The organism is Natranaerobius thermophilus JW/NM-WN-LF (assembly GCF_000020005.1).
Taxonomy (GTDB): domain Bacteria; phylum Bacillota; class Natranaerobiia; order Natranaerobiales; family Natranaerobiaceae; genus Natranaerobius; species Natranaerobius thermophilus.
Map to the genome: position 1 here is coordinate 2,721,538 of NC_010718.1, position 17,358 is coordinate 2,738,895.

17 protein-coding genes are annotated in these 17,358 nt (G+C 31.6%); 2 read left to right on the forward strand and 15 right to left on the reverse strand.

The genetic code is table 11. The features are described from left to right. Window positions 1-46: 46 nt before the first annotated feature. The 10 genes from NTHER_RS12785 to galU form a co-directional block, all read right to left on the reverse strand. Entirely contained in the window at window positions 47-1,291 is a 1,245-nt protein-coding gene (locus NTHER_RS12785) for a glycosyltransferase family 4 protein (protein WP_012448931.1), read from the reverse strand. Between the two features lie 21 nt (window positions 1,292-1,312). Then, a complete protein-coding gene (locus NTHER_RS12790) occupies window positions 1,313-2,569 on the reverse strand; it encodes a nucleotide sugar dehydrogenase (RefSeq protein WP_012448932.1) in 1,257 nt (418 codons plus the stop codon). A gap of 65 nt (window positions 2,570-2,634) precedes the next feature. Then, complete coding sequence (locus NTHER_RS12795) at window positions 2,635-3,654, reverse strand: glycoside hydrolase family protein (protein ID WP_012448933.1); 1,020 nt, start codon at window positions 3,652-3,654, stop codon at window positions 2,635-2,637. Further along, entirely contained in the window at window positions 3,655-4,815 is a 1,161-nt protein-coding gene (locus NTHER_RS12800; RefSeq protein WP_012448934.1) for a glycosyltransferase family 4 protein, read from the reverse strand. It lies immediately after the preceding gene. A gap of 51 nt (window positions 4,816-4,866) precedes the next feature. After that, on the reverse strand, window positions 4,867-6,126 hold the full coding sequence (locus NTHER_RS12805; RefSeq protein ID WP_012448935.1) for an O-antigen ligase family protein: 1,260 nt from the start codon (window positions 6,124-6,126) through the stop codon (window positions 4,867-4,869). 11 nt (window positions 6,127-6,137) lie between these two features. Next, window positions 6,138-7,961 (reverse strand): asparagine synthase-related protein, encoded by a 1,824-nt coding sequence (locus NTHER_RS12810; RefSeq protein ID WP_012448936.1) that lies wholly within the window; start codon window positions 7,959-7,961, stop codon window positions 6,138-6,140. Window positions 7,962-7,964: 3 nt separating this feature from the next. Then, window positions 7,965-9,512 (reverse strand): murein biosynthesis integral membrane protein MurJ, encoded by a 1,548-nt coding sequence (gene murJ / locus NTHER_RS12815; RefSeq protein ID WP_012448937.1) that lies wholly within the window; start codon window positions 9,510-9,512, stop codon window positions 7,965-7,967. A gap of 145 nt (window positions 9,513-9,657) precedes the next feature. Further along, window positions 9,658-10,704, reverse strand: coding sequence for a sugar-transfer associated ATP-grasp domain-containing protein (locus NTHER_RS12820; protein WP_012448938.1), 1,047 nt, complete (start codon window positions 10,702-10,704; stop codon window positions 9,658-9,660). A gap of 86 nt (window positions 10,705-10,790) precedes the next feature. Beyond that, the gene (locus tag NTHER_RS12825) at window positions 10,791-12,074 is read right to left on the reverse strand and encodes a UDP-glucose dehydrogenase family protein (protein ID WP_012448939.1); all 1,284 of its coding nucleotides are present in this window, start codon (window positions 12,072-12,074) and stop codon (window positions 10,791-10,793) included. Between the two features lie 20 nt (window positions 12,075-12,094). Next, a complete protein-coding gene (galU, locus tag NTHER_RS12830; protein WP_012448940.1) occupies window positions 12,095-12,973 on the reverse strand; it encodes a UTP--glucose-1-phosphate uridylyltransferase GalU in 879 nt (292 codons plus the stop codon). 340 nt (window positions 12,974-13,313) lie between these two features. Here galU and NTHER_RS12835 point away from each other — a divergent pair, with 340 nt between their 5' ends. Further along, window positions 13,314-13,565, forward strand: coding sequence for a hypothetical protein (locus NTHER_RS12835; protein WP_012448941.1), 252 nt, complete (start codon window positions 13,314-13,316; stop codon window positions 13,563-13,565). Window positions 13,566-13,588: 23 nt separating this feature from the next. Here NTHER_RS12835 and NTHER_RS12840 read toward each other — a convergent pair whose 3' ends face one another. The 4 genes from NTHER_RS12840 to NTHER_RS12855 all read right to left on the reverse strand — a co-directional run bounded on the left by NTHER_RS12840 (window position 13,589) and on the right by NTHER_RS12855 (window position 16,224). After that, a complete protein-coding gene (locus NTHER_RS12840; protein ID WP_158438285.1) occupies window positions 13,589-13,825 on the reverse strand; it encodes a hypothetical protein in 237 nt (78 codons plus the stop codon). 696 nt (window positions 13,826-14,521) lie between these two features. Next, the gene (locus NTHER_RS12845) at window positions 14,522-14,704 is read right to left on the reverse strand and encodes a hypothetical protein (RefSeq protein ID WP_041367180.1); all 183 of its coding nucleotides are present in this window, start codon (window positions 14,702-14,704) and stop codon (window positions 14,522-14,524) included. A 289-nt stretch (window positions 14,705-14,993) separates the two neighbouring features. Further along, window positions 14,994-15,881, reverse strand: coding sequence for an ImmA/IrrE family metallo-endopeptidase (locus NTHER_RS12850; RefSeq protein WP_012448943.1), 888 nt, complete (start codon window positions 15,879-15,881; stop codon window positions 14,994-14,996). Beyond that, the gene (locus tag NTHER_RS12855) at window positions 15,874-16,224 is read right to left on the reverse strand and encodes a helix-turn-helix domain-containing protein (RefSeq protein ID WP_012448944.1); all 351 of its coding nucleotides are present in this window, start codon (window positions 16,222-16,224) and stop codon (window positions 15,874-15,876) included. The genes NTHER_RS12850 and NTHER_RS12855 overlap by 8 nt, the downstream gene beginning before the upstream one ends. Window positions 16,225-16,377: 153 nt before the next feature. Between NTHER_RS12855 and NTHER_RS15980 the strand changes: the two genes are divergently transcribed. Next, window positions 16,378-16,527, forward strand: a complete 150-nt coding sequence (locus tag NTHER_RS15980) for a hypothetical protein (protein WP_158438286.1) — start codon at window positions 16,378-16,380, stop codon at window positions 16,525-16,527. A gap of 119 nt (window positions 16,528-16,646) precedes the next feature. Here the strand turns inward: NTHER_RS15980 and NTHER_RS12860 are convergent, their stop codons facing one another. Then, window positions 16,647-17,354 (reverse strand): peptidoglycan recognition protein family protein, encoded by a 708-nt coding sequence (locus NTHER_RS12860; protein ID WP_012448946.1) that lies wholly within the window; start codon window positions 17,352-17,354, stop codon window positions 16,647-16,649. Between the last annotated feature and the right edge of the window lie 4 nt (window positions 17,355-17,358).

A 17,358-nucleotide genomic window follows, 5' to 3' on the forward strand; every position in this document is an offset into this window, starting at 1 on the left:
CTTCCCCAATCAAAGAAAGAATTTCTACTTTTTTCTTTATAAAATATTAACTTTCTTCAATCACTTCTAAAAATTGTCCTGATATTGTATTAACCGTATGATTTTTCTCAACATAATGTCTACCATTCTCACCATATTTAACACCTAAAGTATTAATATTTTTATACAAGTTTACTATATTATCAGCTAAGTTTTTGGGATCGCCCGGTGGTATAGTAATACCTGCTTCAGCTTTTGAAATAATACTTCCTCTCACATTTGAAGCAAATATTATAGGTTTACTAGCTGCCATATAATCATAAAATTTATTTTTACTTATTCCATATTTAAAAACTTTTCTATCTTTCAAGCCGCAAAATAAAACCTTAGATTTCTTTAAAATTAAGGGGACTAAATCTCTATCCACTTTATCGAACATTGTTACATTATTTAACTTATTTTGTTGAATTTCATTCTTCAATTTTTCTTTTTCACTTCCGCCACCTACAATAACTATCTTAATTTCCTCATATTTTTGTAAATGTTTGGCTGCCTCAACTAATGTTTCCAAACCTTCACTTTGAGATAGAGACCCTGTATATGTAATACAAAAATAATTATCTAAAATTTTCTTTAAATCCTGCGGTAAATTATGTTCGCTTTTTTGAAGGTTTCTATCAAAATTCTTAATATCAATCCCATGAGGAATATTAACTACTTTATCTCTGTTAATTGCATATTTTTCTTCAATGTACTCATAAGCGTAAGGAGCAGTTGTGATAATTTTATCTGCTAAATTATAATATTTACGCTCAAAGTACTCAAAGAAAGAAAAAACACCTTTTCGAGTTATACCTGAAAAGTCTTCGTACATACTGAGAGGCCATAAATCTCTAACTTCCACAACAAACTTGGCATTATATTTTCTACTTATTTTATACCCTGCACTCCAAGCAAGAGGATGAACAGAAGATGCAATAACAACATCAGGATTTTTATAATACTCACGATACTTATAAGCTTTGTTCATATAATCTAAGTAATTTCTAAATCTATTTAAAGTGCTCCCAAATGGAGGTTTTGTTTTCAAATATATAAAATTAAAATATTGATTATAAGTTTCTATCTTAATCTCTTCATCATAATGATATCGATTTTTTGATTTACTATAGGAAGATGAAACTATTGAAACATAATATTTCTTTGAAGATAAAAATTCCCCTAATTCGTAATGTCTAGCACCTCCACCGACATTCGGTGAACTTGCATGATGATTTAAAATGAGTATATGTTTGTTATTAGAACTTGTCACTAGCGTCACCACCTAACCTGTTTACATTCTTTTCCCTAGTACATCAACATAAAATCCACCATCGACCCAAGAATTGTGATTCAGGCAGTTTTTAGTATCAAAAACTTGTTTTGTCCTCATAAGTTTCCCTAATTCATTTGGAGCTAAGAATTTAAATTCACTATGTTCAGCCAATACAACCACTATGTCACTATCTTTAAACGCTTCTTCTAAGTTTACCAATTCATGATCAAAGTTCCTTACTTGAGGGTCATATATTTTAACTTGAGCTATCTCTTGTAGATTATTGATAATGTCCCTAGCAGGGGTTTCTCTTGTATCATCAACATTGCCTTTATATGATACACCTAACACTGTAACTTTTGGTTGAGTTAGATCGCTTAATTTCTCTTTTACTTTTTCCACTACAAAATCAGGCATCTCATTATTTATCTTTCTACTCAAACTAATTATCTGCGCTTTATCAGTTTTCTCTGTAATAAAATATGGATCTACAGGTAAGCAGTGCCCTCCTACACCCGGACCGGGCTGATGAATATTTACTCTTGGATGCATATTAGAAAGTTTAATAACTTCTAAAGCATCAATATCAAGTTCATCAGAAATTTGACTGAGCTCATTAGCAAGAGCTATATTAACATCTCTGTAGACATTCTCCATTAGTTTAGCCATTTCTGAAGAAGTTGCATCAGTCAATACAATCTCTCCTTGTACTATTTTCTCATAAATTTCTTTAGCTTTTTCAGATGATTTATTATTAATCCCACCTATAATTCTATTGTTATTTACTAATTCATGCAATATATTTCCAGGAAGAACTCTCTCTGGACAGTGAGCAACAAATACATCATCCCCTACTTTTAAGTCTGTTTCTTCTAGCAAAGGCAGTAAAACATCTACTGTTGTTCTAGGGGGAACAGTAGACTCTAAGACTATTAAATTATCTTTTTGTAAATATGGAATAATTTCTTTCATCGCATCTTTAACGTAATCTAAATTCACAGTCTTATCACCATTTATAGGAGTAGGTACAGCAATAATAAAAGCATCTGCTTCTTCTGGTTTATTACTAGCTACCAGGTTTCCCGACTTCACTGAAGCATTAACCATTGTATTTAATCCTGGTTCTTCAATATGTATTTCTCCCTGATTTATCATATTAACAACACGATGATTAACGTCAACGCCTAAGACTTGAAATCCATTAGTAGCTAACATGCTAGCGGTAGGAAGCCCAATATACCCGAGTCCCATTACACATATTTTATTTATACTCACTGTATCATCTCCTTATATATAACAATTGGTTCATTAAAATACTCACAGCTATTTATTACATAAGTTTATTTTAAATAATATTTAAAGCTAACTTGATCATAATTAGTCGCAAAAGGTGTGATCCACAGTTGATTGTCATTTTTTCTTTTAGCATTATAGGGGAAAAAAACTTGTCCATATTGAAAGTACTTGTATGATAAAATGTCTTTCTTAAAAGTTTTGATCACTTCCCAATTTTCCCCATCTCTACTCATCCAAACTTTAACCTTACGAGTTTCATTAACTTCACTTGGTTCGCATGCTGTAGAAAAAAACAAATTATTATTTACAACCGTCCCATGAAAAACTGAACTATCCACTTTTACTAACTTTTCTAAATTATAATCTTTTTTATCTAATCGGTAAATATAATTGTCCTCTAATGGTGTATCCGTACCATAATAAATATAATCTTGTGTAAATAATAATGTGACCGCTCTAAACTGCTGACCACCTTTTAAGACTGGTTGTACATCTTTAAAATCATTATTTGTGACCCAAATAGCCGCTTCATCACCACTATCTCCAGTAGTTACCCAAATATTACCAGTATAAGGGTCTTCAAATATACCATGGATATGTCTGATATTATTAAATACGTAAGTAACTTCCCATGTTTTACCAAAATCTGTGCTTTTATAAACTCTAACTGGGTCTCTATACTTATTTCCAAAGTATTCGCCATAATATAAATTACCATTTGATAAACAAACTTTTAAAGGTCTGCTTCCTCGTCCAGGTAGACTTTGTCTTGTTAAAACGCGCATATCAATAATATCAAAAACATATATTTCGTTCTTTAAAAACAAAATTATGTGATCATCTATTTTCAATAAATGATGGATGTCACACCTAAATAATCTTCTACTCCACCGATTTTTTATTTTAAATCTATCTTTAAAATTTAATTGTAAATTTAGTATTTTTTTCCAGTTCTGGCCATCATCTTTACTGATGTACACATTATTGGCTTTCGTTGCTATTAATACAGAGTCATTGACGAAATGAACTCTTCCACTAAATTTTCTTGCTGGTTCTATGTTCAATTATTCGATCAGTCTCCTTTCTTTTAACTCATTTAATAAAGTTTCAACTCTACTTTCCCAGGAATGATTTTCTTTTATTTCTTTTTTTGCTTTAGAAGCTTTTTTCATTGCCTCTTGTGGTTCACTTAATACCTTTAAAATTTTATCCGCAAGCATTTCATAATCTCCTATATCAAATAAGTAACCATTTTTTTCATTATCAATCAATTTATTTGTATGAGGGGTTTGTGCAGCTATCACGGGTTTTCCAGTAGCTAAGTATTCGTAAAGCTTAATAGGAGATTGGAATTTATGCCAATAATCAGTAGTATAGATCAATATATCTAAGAAACTATATACCTCTTCCATTTTTTCATAAGGCACAACTCCATGAAAAATAATATCGTTAACTTGTTGGGCCATTTCTTGAAGCTCTTTTTTATAAGAACCATCTCCATAGAAATGGAGCTTCAACCTATTATCTTTTCTTTTAGCTATTTTAAAAGCTTCTATTAAATATTCCAACCCGTAATTTGACTTAAGTTGACCAGCAAAACCAATATTTATCTCACATTTTTCATTTAAATCACTTCTATTTGAAATATTATCAAATTTATCTATACTAACTCCATTAGGAAGTATTATTGTTTTTTTAGACAAAATGGGATTAATATTGTATAGATCATTATTGACAAGTTCAGATACAGGCAAAATTAAGTCAGAATATTTAAAGGCTCTACTTTCTATAAAACTAAAAAGTTTATTTTTTTGACTAGCAAAGCTATTTAATTCTATTACCAAAGGTATATCGTTTAAAGTTTTTTTGCATTTTCCAATCCAAGGGGAAAAACCTACTGAATATCTCATATAACAAAATTGTATTTTGTGTTTACTAATTATATTTTTTATTTTTTTAATAAGTTTTGGGAACCACACCTGTCTAGCAAGTATGTTTCTACTATTACTTTTTTTATTTGGGCAAATATGGAAGAATATATTCTCCCCTTTAAAATAATCTGGAGGAAGTTCTTCAACCAAAACATGGACATTATAGTACTTAGATAAGCTTTTAATTATTCCGTAAGCATGCGTTATGTGTCCACCTATACCATTGTAATAAGAAAAGAATCTTGGTACCGGTAATATATATAAAACATGCGGTTTTTGTTCTTGAAATGACATATAATACCCCCTGAATTTTGTGGCTCCAGCAAATCATATAATTGATACTGATTAACTACTTATATATTTATTTTTATTAATTGCTAACAATACTCCTATAGCACCCCACCATAAAAAGGAATTTTGAAAAGTTCCTAACGGTGTATTAGGTTCCAACATAGAAATGATTATTCCGTTTGAAAATACTAATAACAAACTAAAGGTTAACATAAAATGATGGTCATATATTCCACCTTTATAGATAGTTATACGTCTTAAAGTTTTAATACTTTTTATCATAGTATTCATCACAAAAATCAATAATAATAATAATTTTAAAAAACCTGATTCTATCCAAATACGAAGCCAAAGGTTATGAATTTGACTTGAGCTTTGCGAGTTGAACGTATAATTAAAACCATATCCCATTAAGGGATTATCAGTTAGTTCAGTAACAGCATTTTTATACTGACTCATCCTACCTGAAGAAAAATCATCTAATGTCTCAAAGTCTAGAGTTAAACCATCCAACCTTTCAAATTGTAAATATTTATTTATATGCTCAATCACATCCGGGTTTACAGTTAGCAATACTAAACTAACGGTAACTATTATTAGACCAAAGATAAATTTTTCGCGAAAATTACTATAATAAACTAGACTGATTATTAATAAACAAATCATTGATGCTAATAACCCAGCCCTACCTCCTGAAAAAAATTGTGTACCCAAAATACTAAATAAAAATACAAATCCAGCAACCTTTTTTTGATTAAATTTTTTATAAGGTTTTATCAGTAGCATATATATAATCGGAATAAAAAAAGCTAGTCCATTAGAAAGAGCAGTACTTCTATAACTAAATCCAATGTTCCAAAAAGGTCTTCCAGCAAATTCGTCAGGAGTATTAAAGTCAGGAAATCCTATTAAACTATTTAACAAAGGCAAAATAGCTAATAAAGCTACAATCATAGCCCCTAATTTTAATATCTTTTCAATTTGTCCCCCATTATTGTAATATAGATAAAATGTCCAAATAGTGATAAAACCTAATGATAGGTCTAAGACACTATTTACAGTTGCCATCAAATCAGATTTAAAACCAGTTATTAGAGTTAATATGATCAGTAATATATAACTAAAGAGCCCAAAAGTTTTTGTTGGTAAAACGATTTTATTATTTACTAATGTGTAAGTCCATAAAATAATCATCCCGGTTGCTATTAAAGCAAGCTTAATTAATTCTAATATTTCAGGAGATATTCCAGGCAACCAATAAATAGTAGATAAAGATAAATATATGGTAATTATCCAACTGCCCAAAATAAACATTATTTACACCCTCAATTATTAGTCATTTCTTGCCACTTTCCAAAAGTCAATAACAAAGCTAAAATTTCATAGTTATTTTTTTTATAATTTATATGATCATGAAATAAATTTTTTAAAGTTTTCTTATCAAATAGTTCATCATCTAATTTCGTAATGGTATTATAAACGCTCATTTGGAATTTCTTATTATCTCTTAACAGTTGTCCTCTATTAGGCCACGAATGATTAGTATAGTACTTATTATATCTTTTTAATTTTAGTTTGTGGTAAGATTTATAAAAAATCGATACTAAGAATTCAAAATAAGGATTACAATAAACTGGCATACCATAGTTAGAAGTTGGAATCCTGGTTAGTTCTTTCGATAGATACTTCAATGACTTTCTTAAAATATGTCCATTAGCCCTAAATTCAACAGGTACTGTCAATAAAAAATCAATCAGTTCAGTATCATCTAATAGTCTATGATCAATATATTCGTCCAAACATAATTGATTTAGATAAGCTGGATTACGATTATTATAAAATATAAAATCAGTTGCCAAATTAACATTTATATTTTCTGAAAAAATGTCAGCTAAGCTTTTTTCAAGATTGTCTTGAAATTCTAGTTTATTAAACCCTTTAAAGACTTCATAATTATTCAATTTAACACCATATTTGTAAATAATAAACTCTAGAATATCGCTATTTGTATCTAATAAATATGGTGTTTTAATTTTATTTTGTAAGTTATAGTAAAAAAACTTAGAGCCCTGCCATAATTGTTCTATAAGTCCCCCTGTAAAAACAACATCAACGTTAGATTTCAATTTATTAGTATAATTCAAAAAATGTGCATGATCAAACCTATACATTCCTTCACCTATTTCAACTGCTTTTTCTAATATATTAATATAATACTCTTTGTTTCTTTGCAAAAAATAAAACTCCATATCTTGTGAGTCTGCTACCTTATTCGATATTTCCACTTCTTTGTTATAAAAATCTCCTATCGTGAAGCCATATTTTATTTTATTTTTATGATCTCCTGCTAAAATTGCTCTAGAATCCAATCCGCCACTTAATAGGATACCTTTTTTGTTTTTGTCACTAGTTCTGCGTTCCATTGCTTTTACTAATTTACCAGACAATATTTTCACATACTCATCTTCTGAACGATGTACTATGTTATGAGATATTTCCCAGTATTTTCTTTTCGTAATGTATCCTTTATGGTCAATAATTAAATACTCTGCGTTTCCCAATGAATATATATCTTTATAATAAGTTTTATCACCAAAAATTTTCTGAAAACCAAAAAAGTCATATATAGCAGACATATTATATTTTTTGTCACTAAAATTTAATAACGGCTTAATTCTGCTACTAAAAGCTACTAAATTATCTTTTTTACAAAAAAACATCGGTTTATATGCAAATCTATCGTTAACTATTATCAGCTTTTTTTCGAAAAAATCATATATTATTAAATTAAATGAACCATTTAATTTAATAAAACTACCTTCTCCGTATTCCTCAAAAAGATGTAGACAATATTCAGCATCATTATCGAACTTAAATTTATGACCTTTTTGGATTAAATTTTTTTTCTCATTGTGATAACCAAAAACTTCACCAATCATAAAAATACATTTAGTACCATCCTCATTAAAAATTGGCTGCTCTTCACTATTAATCACCCCATGATGTACTCGAACAACCCCTAAATTTTCATGAGACCAGCATTCCATAAAACTAGCATTGGGAACATTTATATCTTTTTTTAAATGTCGTAATTTAGACTTTAAATTTTCATACTTGTCCATATAGTATAAGCCTATTAACTTACTCATTATTTATCCTCCAGAAAAAAGTTTATCTTTTACAATTCGGAAAAAGTATTCTATTTCTTTGCATTTAAAAATATATCCCAGCAATGTATAGATAGCTCCACCAATTGTAATTAAAAGTAGTAATATAAACCAATCTAAAACTGTCCACTGTCCCCAAAGAGGTTCCTTGATACTATTTAAAACATACACAAAAACACCCATAATACTAGACATTATTACTATTTTAAATATATTCTTACAGTTTGAGGTAATGTTAGAGACATTATTTTGTAAAGTTTTAAATAATAAAAACACAGCAATAAAGTTTGATATAGTGGTCGCTAAAGCTATCCCATTATGTTCCATAAAACTTATTAAAACATAATTCAAAAAAACATTTAATGTTATAGCAACAAATGATATTTTAGACAATTTCATTGTCAAATTCACACTAGTAAAAGTTCTTTCAAATAAGTTTTTCAGTCCCAAACTAACAATACTAGGTGCATAAAATAGTAACGCAGACGAAGTTAAAGCGACAGCTTGAGTGTCAAATGCTCCCCTTTTAAATAAAACTTCTACAATTTCAAACCTTAATATGATTAAACCAACCATGATTGGCGTTAACAAAAATATGGCTAAATTAAAAGCTTGGGTAAAGTAATTTGAAAAACTTTTCATATTTTTATTTGCTATACTTTCACTTAACCTTGGGAAAAAAACTGTAGCAATCGGAGTAGCAATTATTCCAATAGGTAGCAATCTTAATCTTTTTGCATAATTCAAAGCAGAAATACTGCCCTCCGCCAAAGTTGATGCAAACACACGATCGATCACAATCTTCAGCTCAACACTCATCACAGACAATATCAGTGGAAATGCTAACAAAAAAGCTTCTTTAACTCCTGAGTGCAAACTAAAGTTAATATTATTTATATCAAGTATTGATTTAACTCCCGGAAGTTGAACTAAAAACTGAAAACACAATGCTAGTACAATTATCATAACTGAAGCTTCTAAACCATGCCTATCCCCTATAAATATCAAACCAATTATTATTACAAGATTAAAAGGGATACTTTTAATGGCTGGATAAAAGAAACTATTATAAGAATGAAGCATCCCAGATAACAAAGCTGAAATCGCAAAAAATATTATTCCAGGGGATACTATTTTAATAGCTTTTACCGTCTGATTAAAATATTGTTCTTCAAAGCCAGGAACTAATATTTTTGTTAACCACGGCGCTCCAAAATAAACAAATAATGTAATCAAGAAAGCAAAGCCAAATACTACAGTAAAAATACTAACAAAAAAATCTCGAACTTCTCTGTTACCATAATTAGTATATAGTTTAGCTTTGACAGGAACGATTGTTCGAGCAAAAACAGAAAAAGCAATACCAAATAAACTCATTGGAATCATAAGTGCTATTAAAAAAATATCGGCATCTGCACTTGCCCCAAACGTAGATGCAATAGCCACTTCCCTTCCGAGTCCAAAAAATTTTGAGATCATAGCAATTATACTTATCATGGACAATGATTTGATTACTGTTCGATTACCATCCATTCTAATTTCCTTTCTACTTTTTTACCATACTTGCTTTAGAAACATCTCAATAAATCGAAACTTTTTTTGAATCAAACTAACTACGTTAACTAGTAAAAAATATTTTAAACTACTCTTTTCAATTATAACTTATATAAAACTAATTCTAAGTTTTCCATAATTCTTCCCAGCCCATATCGCAAAAACAAGGACCCGTTAGTGCTTCTGAAAATTTTATCCCTGGATGACCTGCATTCCATTCAAGGACTTTTACTTCACCATAGTTAGTAATAATAGTGTCCCAACCTATTATAGTAAAATGTGGTATTTTAGCATGTAATTCTTCGCATGCTTTCACTGCCTTACTGAAGTTTGGAATTTTTTTATTATTAAACTCAAATTTTGAATCAGGATGCTCACTATGCCGTTTCCAGTTAGAATCCAATCCATGGCTTCCTAATGTACCTTTGTCGTCAACTATTGGAATTTTAACTGCATTCTCGCTTTTAACCAGGCGTGAATTCTGCCTCTCTACCCTCAAAAAAGAAGCTCTCGCTTTCATTCTATGGTCAGTGCCTTTAACAGTAGTAATTCTAATTGTAGCCACTTTTCCTGTTATTATTTTATCGAACCAATCTGCTTGTCTAACTGATTCTTGTATAACGCAATCACCAAGATTAGATATATCCAATAAATTAAAGTTATCTTTATCGATCCTTGTCACCCCTTTTCCTTGACTTGTACCATCCTTTTTAAGATAGTATTCTTTTGCATATTTAAGAATCTGCTCTTTTACATATTTTACATCAATCAAATTGAAATTCTCATCATACCAAGTGTTATCGATAAAATAAAATTTATCTGGTATCAAGTTTGTATCAATAATTTTTTTCGATAAAGTCTTTATATTAGCAATCCTGCCAATTTGTTTGTTGATTTTTGGAGCAACTATATATCCAAAATAATTATCAGGAATCCATCCCTCTAAAAAATTCTCTCTATACGCTGTATACACATATAACCAAGGAGCATACATGTTTGATCCTAAGACTTCCCTTGCATACTCTCTAATTTGGGATTTTTGTTTTTTTGATAATTTAAATCCTGTATCCTTCTCTATACATTTTAAAGCCTTTAGAGCTCTTTTCTTATGCTTTCGGTTATAGCCTATAAATCGTAGTCTTTCATAGACATCTTTAATTAGTTTTTCCAAAATAAAACCTCCATTTCGACATGGTAAAGAGGCAATTCATACAAATCATATGTTAAATCCCACGTTATAATTTATATAGATCCTTTTTAAATACATATGTATCTAAAACCTTGTTCTTGTAAATAAGTAACATCTAAGAAATTTCTGCCATCAATTATAATTGCTTGATTCATTTTAATTGAGATGTCCTTCCACTCAATTTCTATAAATTCATTCCATTCTGTAAGCAAAGCCACAGCGTCTACACCTTTTGCTACCTCTTCAGAAACAGAACAATACACAACATCACCAGGAAGTACTTTTCTAGCATTTTCCATGGCCTTTGGGTCATAAGCTTTAACATTGGCACCAGCCTCCAATAGTTTTGGGATAATCTTTAATGCTGGTGACTCTCTTATATCATCGGTGTTTGGTTTGAATGCAAGTCCTAATATCCCTATTGTCTTTCCTTCTAAGTCACCTAGTACTTCTTTCAATTTATCAACTACAATCAGCTTTTGTTTTTCATTCACTTCTTCAGCAGCTTTAACTATCTTTAGATTATAATCCACTTCTTCAGCTTTATTAATTAATGCTTTAGTGTCTTTCGGGAAACAACTACCTCCGTAACCTATACCTGCATTTAAGAATTTATCACTTATTCTATGATCAAGGCCCATTCCTTTAGCTACTTCCTCTACATTGGCCCCAACTCGTTCACAAATATTAGCCATTTCGTTAATAAAAGATATCTTAGTAGCTAAGAAAGCATTAGAGGCATATTTAATCATCTCAGAGCTTTCTGTAGTAGTCATAACAAATTCAGTATCAAAGTCTTTATATAAGTCCTTGATAGTTTGTCCAGCTTGTTCATCACGGTAACCTATTACTATTCGATCAGGATTCATTGTATCATATATTGCAGATCCTTCTCTCAGGAATTCAGGGCTGGAAACCACTGAAAAATCTTGATCAGTATTTTGGGATATACTATCTTCGATTTCTTTGTTGGTTCCCACTGGTACTGTGCTCTTAGTTACTATTATTTTATAATCATTCATTGCTTTAGCTATTGTTTTAGATGCTTCGTATATAAAAGATAAATCAGCTGAACCATCATCTCTAGATGGTGTTCCTACAGCTATAAATATGATATCTGTATTTTGGACTGCACTTTCTAAGTTGGTAGTAAACTGCAACCTATCAGCTTTCGTATTTTTATGTATTAGATCTTCCATTCCCGGTTCATATATAGGAGACTTTCCATTTTTTAATGTATTTATCTTTTCTTCGTCGATGTCAACACATGTGACTTGGTTACCCATATCAGATAGACAAACTCCTGTTGACAAACCCACATACCCTGTACCAATGACAGATATTTTATACATTATACTCACCTTCACTTAAATTATATTTGACCAAACCTAGACTTCAAGTATTCCTTAAATTCATCTTTAACATCTTCTCGCTCCAAGGCAAATTCTACCGTTGTCTTTAAATATCCTAACAAATCTCCAGCATCATATCTAGTTCCTTTAAAAGGATAGGCGTAGACCTTTTCTACCTTGGCAAGATCATTTAAAGCATCAGTCAACTGAATTTCCCCTCCGCTTCCAGGGCCAGTTTTTTCAAGGTAGTCAAAAATTGTAGGACTGATAACATACCTTCCCATAATAGCTAACCTGGAAGGTGCTTTCTCTACCGGAGGTTTTTCAATTAATTGATTTACCTGATAAGCTCCTTTAGAAACTTCAGCACCGTTTTCTACTATACCATAACGGCTTACATCTTGTTCAGGCACTTCCTGTACTCCTATGACACTAGCATCTTCCTGTTCATATAAATCTATCATCTGTTTCAAGCAGGGGGCTCCCCCACCATTTCTGACTATGTCATCACCGAGTAAAACACCAAAAGGTTCATTTCCGATGAACTTCTTAGCACAAAGCACTGCATGTCCAAGTCCTAAGGGTTCTTTCTGTCTTATGTAATGGATATCTATTTCATTAGTCTCTCTTACTTTTTCTAGTAGATCTTGTTTCCCTTTTTCCTCTAAGGTTTCTTCCAACTCTATAGCTCTATCGAAGTGATCTTCTATGGCACGCTTACCCCTACCAGTGATGATTAATATGTCTTCTACTCCAGATTCCACAGCTTCTTCTATAATATACTGAATTGTCGGTTTATCTAGTATAGGAAGCATCTCTTTGGGTTGGGCTTTGGTAGCAGGTAAAAACCTAGTTCCGAGACCCGCTGCCGGAATCACCGCTTTTCTTACTTTTGTCATTGATCTCGGCCTCCTTTAAAACTGTTGCAAGTGCGCAACATACGTATATAAAAAAGGTTAGCCCTTTTTACACCGCTTCTGATTGTAAAAGAAGCTAACCATTTTAATTTCTTACTAAATTATGTCATTAGCAAATATTCGAGGTGGGGTTCCAAAATCCTTCCTGTTTGGGTAATTTTTTCTTAAATTTATTTATCCATTATTTTCTAGTTTAACGATATCCAAGGCAGGTTAGGTCAGCTTGAATATTGAATACAATTTTAGTCTCATAAAAACTTTTATTAAAATCCATTTATCGGGTTTGTATGTGACTTTACATCCGATAGAGGAGGCCTGTACTATGAAACAACATTTTCATCTAATGAGTTTCTTTGAAGGCTATGTCAGAAACTACCGCAGGTTAAATATTCACTGCGAAGCAAACAGATCCTTATTTACACAAAAGGAACTGGATTACTGGGCGCGTTTAGGAGAAATGCTGGGTTTCTTTCCTTTCGTTGAGGATACTAAACCTAATCTTGTTAATGATGGCAAGTCAAATCCTATGGATCTTTCCTGGTGGAAGTGGGATAAGAGAAAAGATCGTCCTTAACGCTCACAAAAAACTTCTTAATGTCACAATATATGTATCCTATTTATCAACATTTCCCCTAATTCTGAAGAATATGAAGCTTGATAAAACTCAAAATCATCTCTACCATAAAATTTGCATTTATCTTCGATTATCTTTATTATCCTGATTTTATCTTCAATGGAAGTTCTCATCCCGAAAATAATCGCTTCAAGATCCTCAAAATTATATGTTAATTTTCGGTACTTGGGTTCTTCAAAAGAGTTAAGAGGACTTGCCAAAATCAAACGATGCTCTTTTTCATAATCCCAGTCTTTAAGTTTAAAAAGGTAGCTTTTTTCGAATTCCTCCCAGTAACGAGTGCGCCATTTTTCTATCTCATTTAGATGATCAGCACATTTGCTTTGTTTCCCTTCTTCATCCGTGTACCATTGTTCATTGAGCTGCTTTATTGGGAGTCGTCCAAGGGACCTAAAAAAATCTATGGCAGGAAACTGACTTTCTCGATTAATTTTTCAAAACCAGAAATTATCTTAACAAATAAATTCGATTAATTGTATTTAAGTACCTCTAAATATTGCAAATTTTGAATATATATAGAATAGAACACCACGTTAGCAGGAGGTAGGTTAATTCACTCATAAACTCTCTTTGTCGATAGTAAGCAGTTTTATAATTTGCTAAAAAGATTTAGCGCAAACTGCCCAACTTGGGTGGTTTTTATATAATATGCGTATTTTCGGGAAAGATAAATTACAGAAATCAATGTATAGTATAATATAATAAAAGTAATAACGGTGTATAGTTTCGGCTTACACTTAAGAGGGCTGGATGCGTCTGGCTCTCTTTTTAATTGGTTTAGTCAAAGTTGAATGCTTATGCCCATGCCAGGCACACCATCAAAAATAGCGCCGAGATCATTCGGCGCTTAAGTTATTATTTATATTAATATTCGAATATTTTAACTTCTAATTCTATTAGTCTTTTGAGCGACGTAATATTTGTTTTAATTTATCTTCACCTCGTCTCTCATTTTCAGGTGAAACTAAATCTCTATTTATTTTAATACTTTTAGCAGGATTAGCCATCATTTTCTCAAAAGACTTTACAGTTTTCTTACTATTTAATTTAAAATCTTTATTAAAAGATGATGTCGCCATTTTAAACCCTCCTCTCTCTAAATCCATTAAAACCATATGTCCCTTCTACTAATATATTATACCATAGGCATAGGTGATTGAATGATAGGCTTAATAATCACTCGAACGTGTCAGAGAAACTGATAAATTATGATCAGGGTGCTTTAATTCGACTGTTTGTAGATTGTGGTATAGACCCACGACCTATATCTGAAGAAGTAATCACTTCATAATCCTTTTGAGGTCTATAATTATTAGGAATAGCATTTCTAAAATGGTCTACCAATTCTTTTGCAAAAGCATCGTAATTTTAATTATCATCGTTTTCCCCCTCATTGAAAAAAGTTTCAAACTCAATCAAGTCATCTTTCGAAACGTTGATCTCATAGCCAAAATTTTCGGGTTTTTTATCAAATAGATTTAATAGATTACTGAGCTGGTCTTCATCAATAATGTTATCTTCAAAATTTCTCAATATAATTTCAATGTTATTGGGAGAAGTGCCTTTGCTTTGGGTTAGTGTATTTAATTTAGTAAATACTTCTTTGTTGATGGCAGTACCTATACTACCATATTCTCCGTTAAAATCTCGTTCATTAATGTGATTATATAAATTATCAAATTGAGTAGTAGAAATGGCCTCTATTTCTTTTAACCTTCTAACAATTGATCTGTATGGAAGCCACCAAATACAGTGAAGCCTAGCGATAAAACGCAACAGTGTTTTTTGTTTAACTTTACTTAAATCATAGGTTTCAAATTCGTCAACAATAATACTTTCCAGTTTATCTTCGGGTAATAAGAATTCTGCCGCAAACCTATTGGCATTTATTTCAGTTAAATCGTTTTGTTCTTCAGTTAATCTACTTAGATGAGATCCTGTTTTAGTTATATAATGATATAGTTCGTGAGCAACAGCAAAAATTTGCTTATCATAATAATCTGCTGTATTTAAACCAATAAAGGATAACTCTTTCCATGCGTTTGTTAAATGAATAAGAACTGCTGAAAATGCAGGTTTATCTCCATCGGGTTTAATAGGATACTCCAATAAAGCAATTTCTAGTTTATCGAGTATTGTAAAAATTTCATTGGCAATAGGAGATTCTTTAGTAAAACCAAGTTCTAATCTCAAGTTATTTGCATAATCCTGTATTTTTTTTATTTCCTCTTTCTTGGGTTGATCAAAGTTATACATTTTTGAACTTACTCCTTAGTACTTTTTGTTGTCTAAGAGAAAGCATCATAGTAATAAGAGTTTCTACCCCTTCAATTTCGTTTTCTCCTAAGGCTTCTCTTCGCATAGCAGTGAAAGAACTAGTTTCGTCGGATTCAACTAGTAAATCAGTAATTTCAAATTCAAGTGCATCTGCTAATTTCTCAAGTTGATTAATTGAAGGAATAAAGTCTTGTTTTTCAATTCTTCCTATCATCACTCTATTTATCCCAGTTTGCTCACTTAGTTCTTCCTGAGTCAGATTATTTTCATTTCTTTTGAACTTAACAGTTTCAGCTAACTTTTCAGTTGATAGTTTTTTCATGCTTGGGCCTCCTTTCATTAGATAATATGCCCAACTGTAAGTTAATGATACTAAAAATTACACAAAAGGTCAATTAATATCTTTTGTGAAGCGGAAATAAGTTTATTATGATATTTATAGTTACATAATTTTTGAAAGAGGGACAGAAGGAAGGTGAAAAAATTGCTAGAAGAAATAATTAAAAACATGCTTAAAGAAGGATATGGTATACAAGAAATTATTAAAATAACTGGATATTCTAGAAGCGAAATTAAAGCAATTAATGACAGTTTTGAAACATATTTTTATGTGATAGGGGAATAATTTATTTGAATAAGAGTAAGAAAATACAATTGAATTAAATCCAAATAACGTAGATTTGCTGATCTATACAAAAGAGCCGTATATGGATTGTGATACGGCTCTTTTGTATTAACACCTTTCTATTTTGTTTTTAACTTTTGTGCCACCCTCTCAATCAAGAAAGCCGCATACTGCCCTTTAATTGTCTCACCCTTTCGGGCATGTTGGTCCCAGTACTCAGGTGAATTGATGATACCCGCTTCAGTTAGGATCTGGATAGATCTCTTAAGATTATTGGTTTCGGGTTCAACTTCACTTTGGGAGTTTAGCTTTCCAGATGCATCCTCACTGTGTGAATTCTGCTTTCTGAGTGCTAATACATCATCTTTAAGCTCATACCACAGGGCCCAGTTGTCCCGGCTCATAGTCCCAGGACAGATCTTTCTGCTGACATCGTAGTGTCTTACTATCTTGTTATGGGGGATGGTGTACTTTTCTGCCAGGTATGCAGTCAGTTTTATGGTCTGTTCTACTGCTTTGGCATAGTTCCCATCGGAGTTGATGCATATCTCTATCCCTATGGAATTACTATTGGTAATTCCGTACCGCCCCCTGCCGTCACCGCAGTGCCAGGAGGCGTGATGATCTTCTACCAGCTGCAAGATCTGGGTATCGTCCACAAAATAATGGGCCGAGGCACTTCTGTTACCGGCATTGAAGTAGTGGTAATGGGCTTTGGCATCGGCGCCCGGCCGGGAGTTTCCGGTATCGTGGATCACCAGGTACGAAATGGTTTGATTCTGTCTACTGGAGTAGTTGTAGTCTATAAGTTTCTGATTGATCTGCACCTCT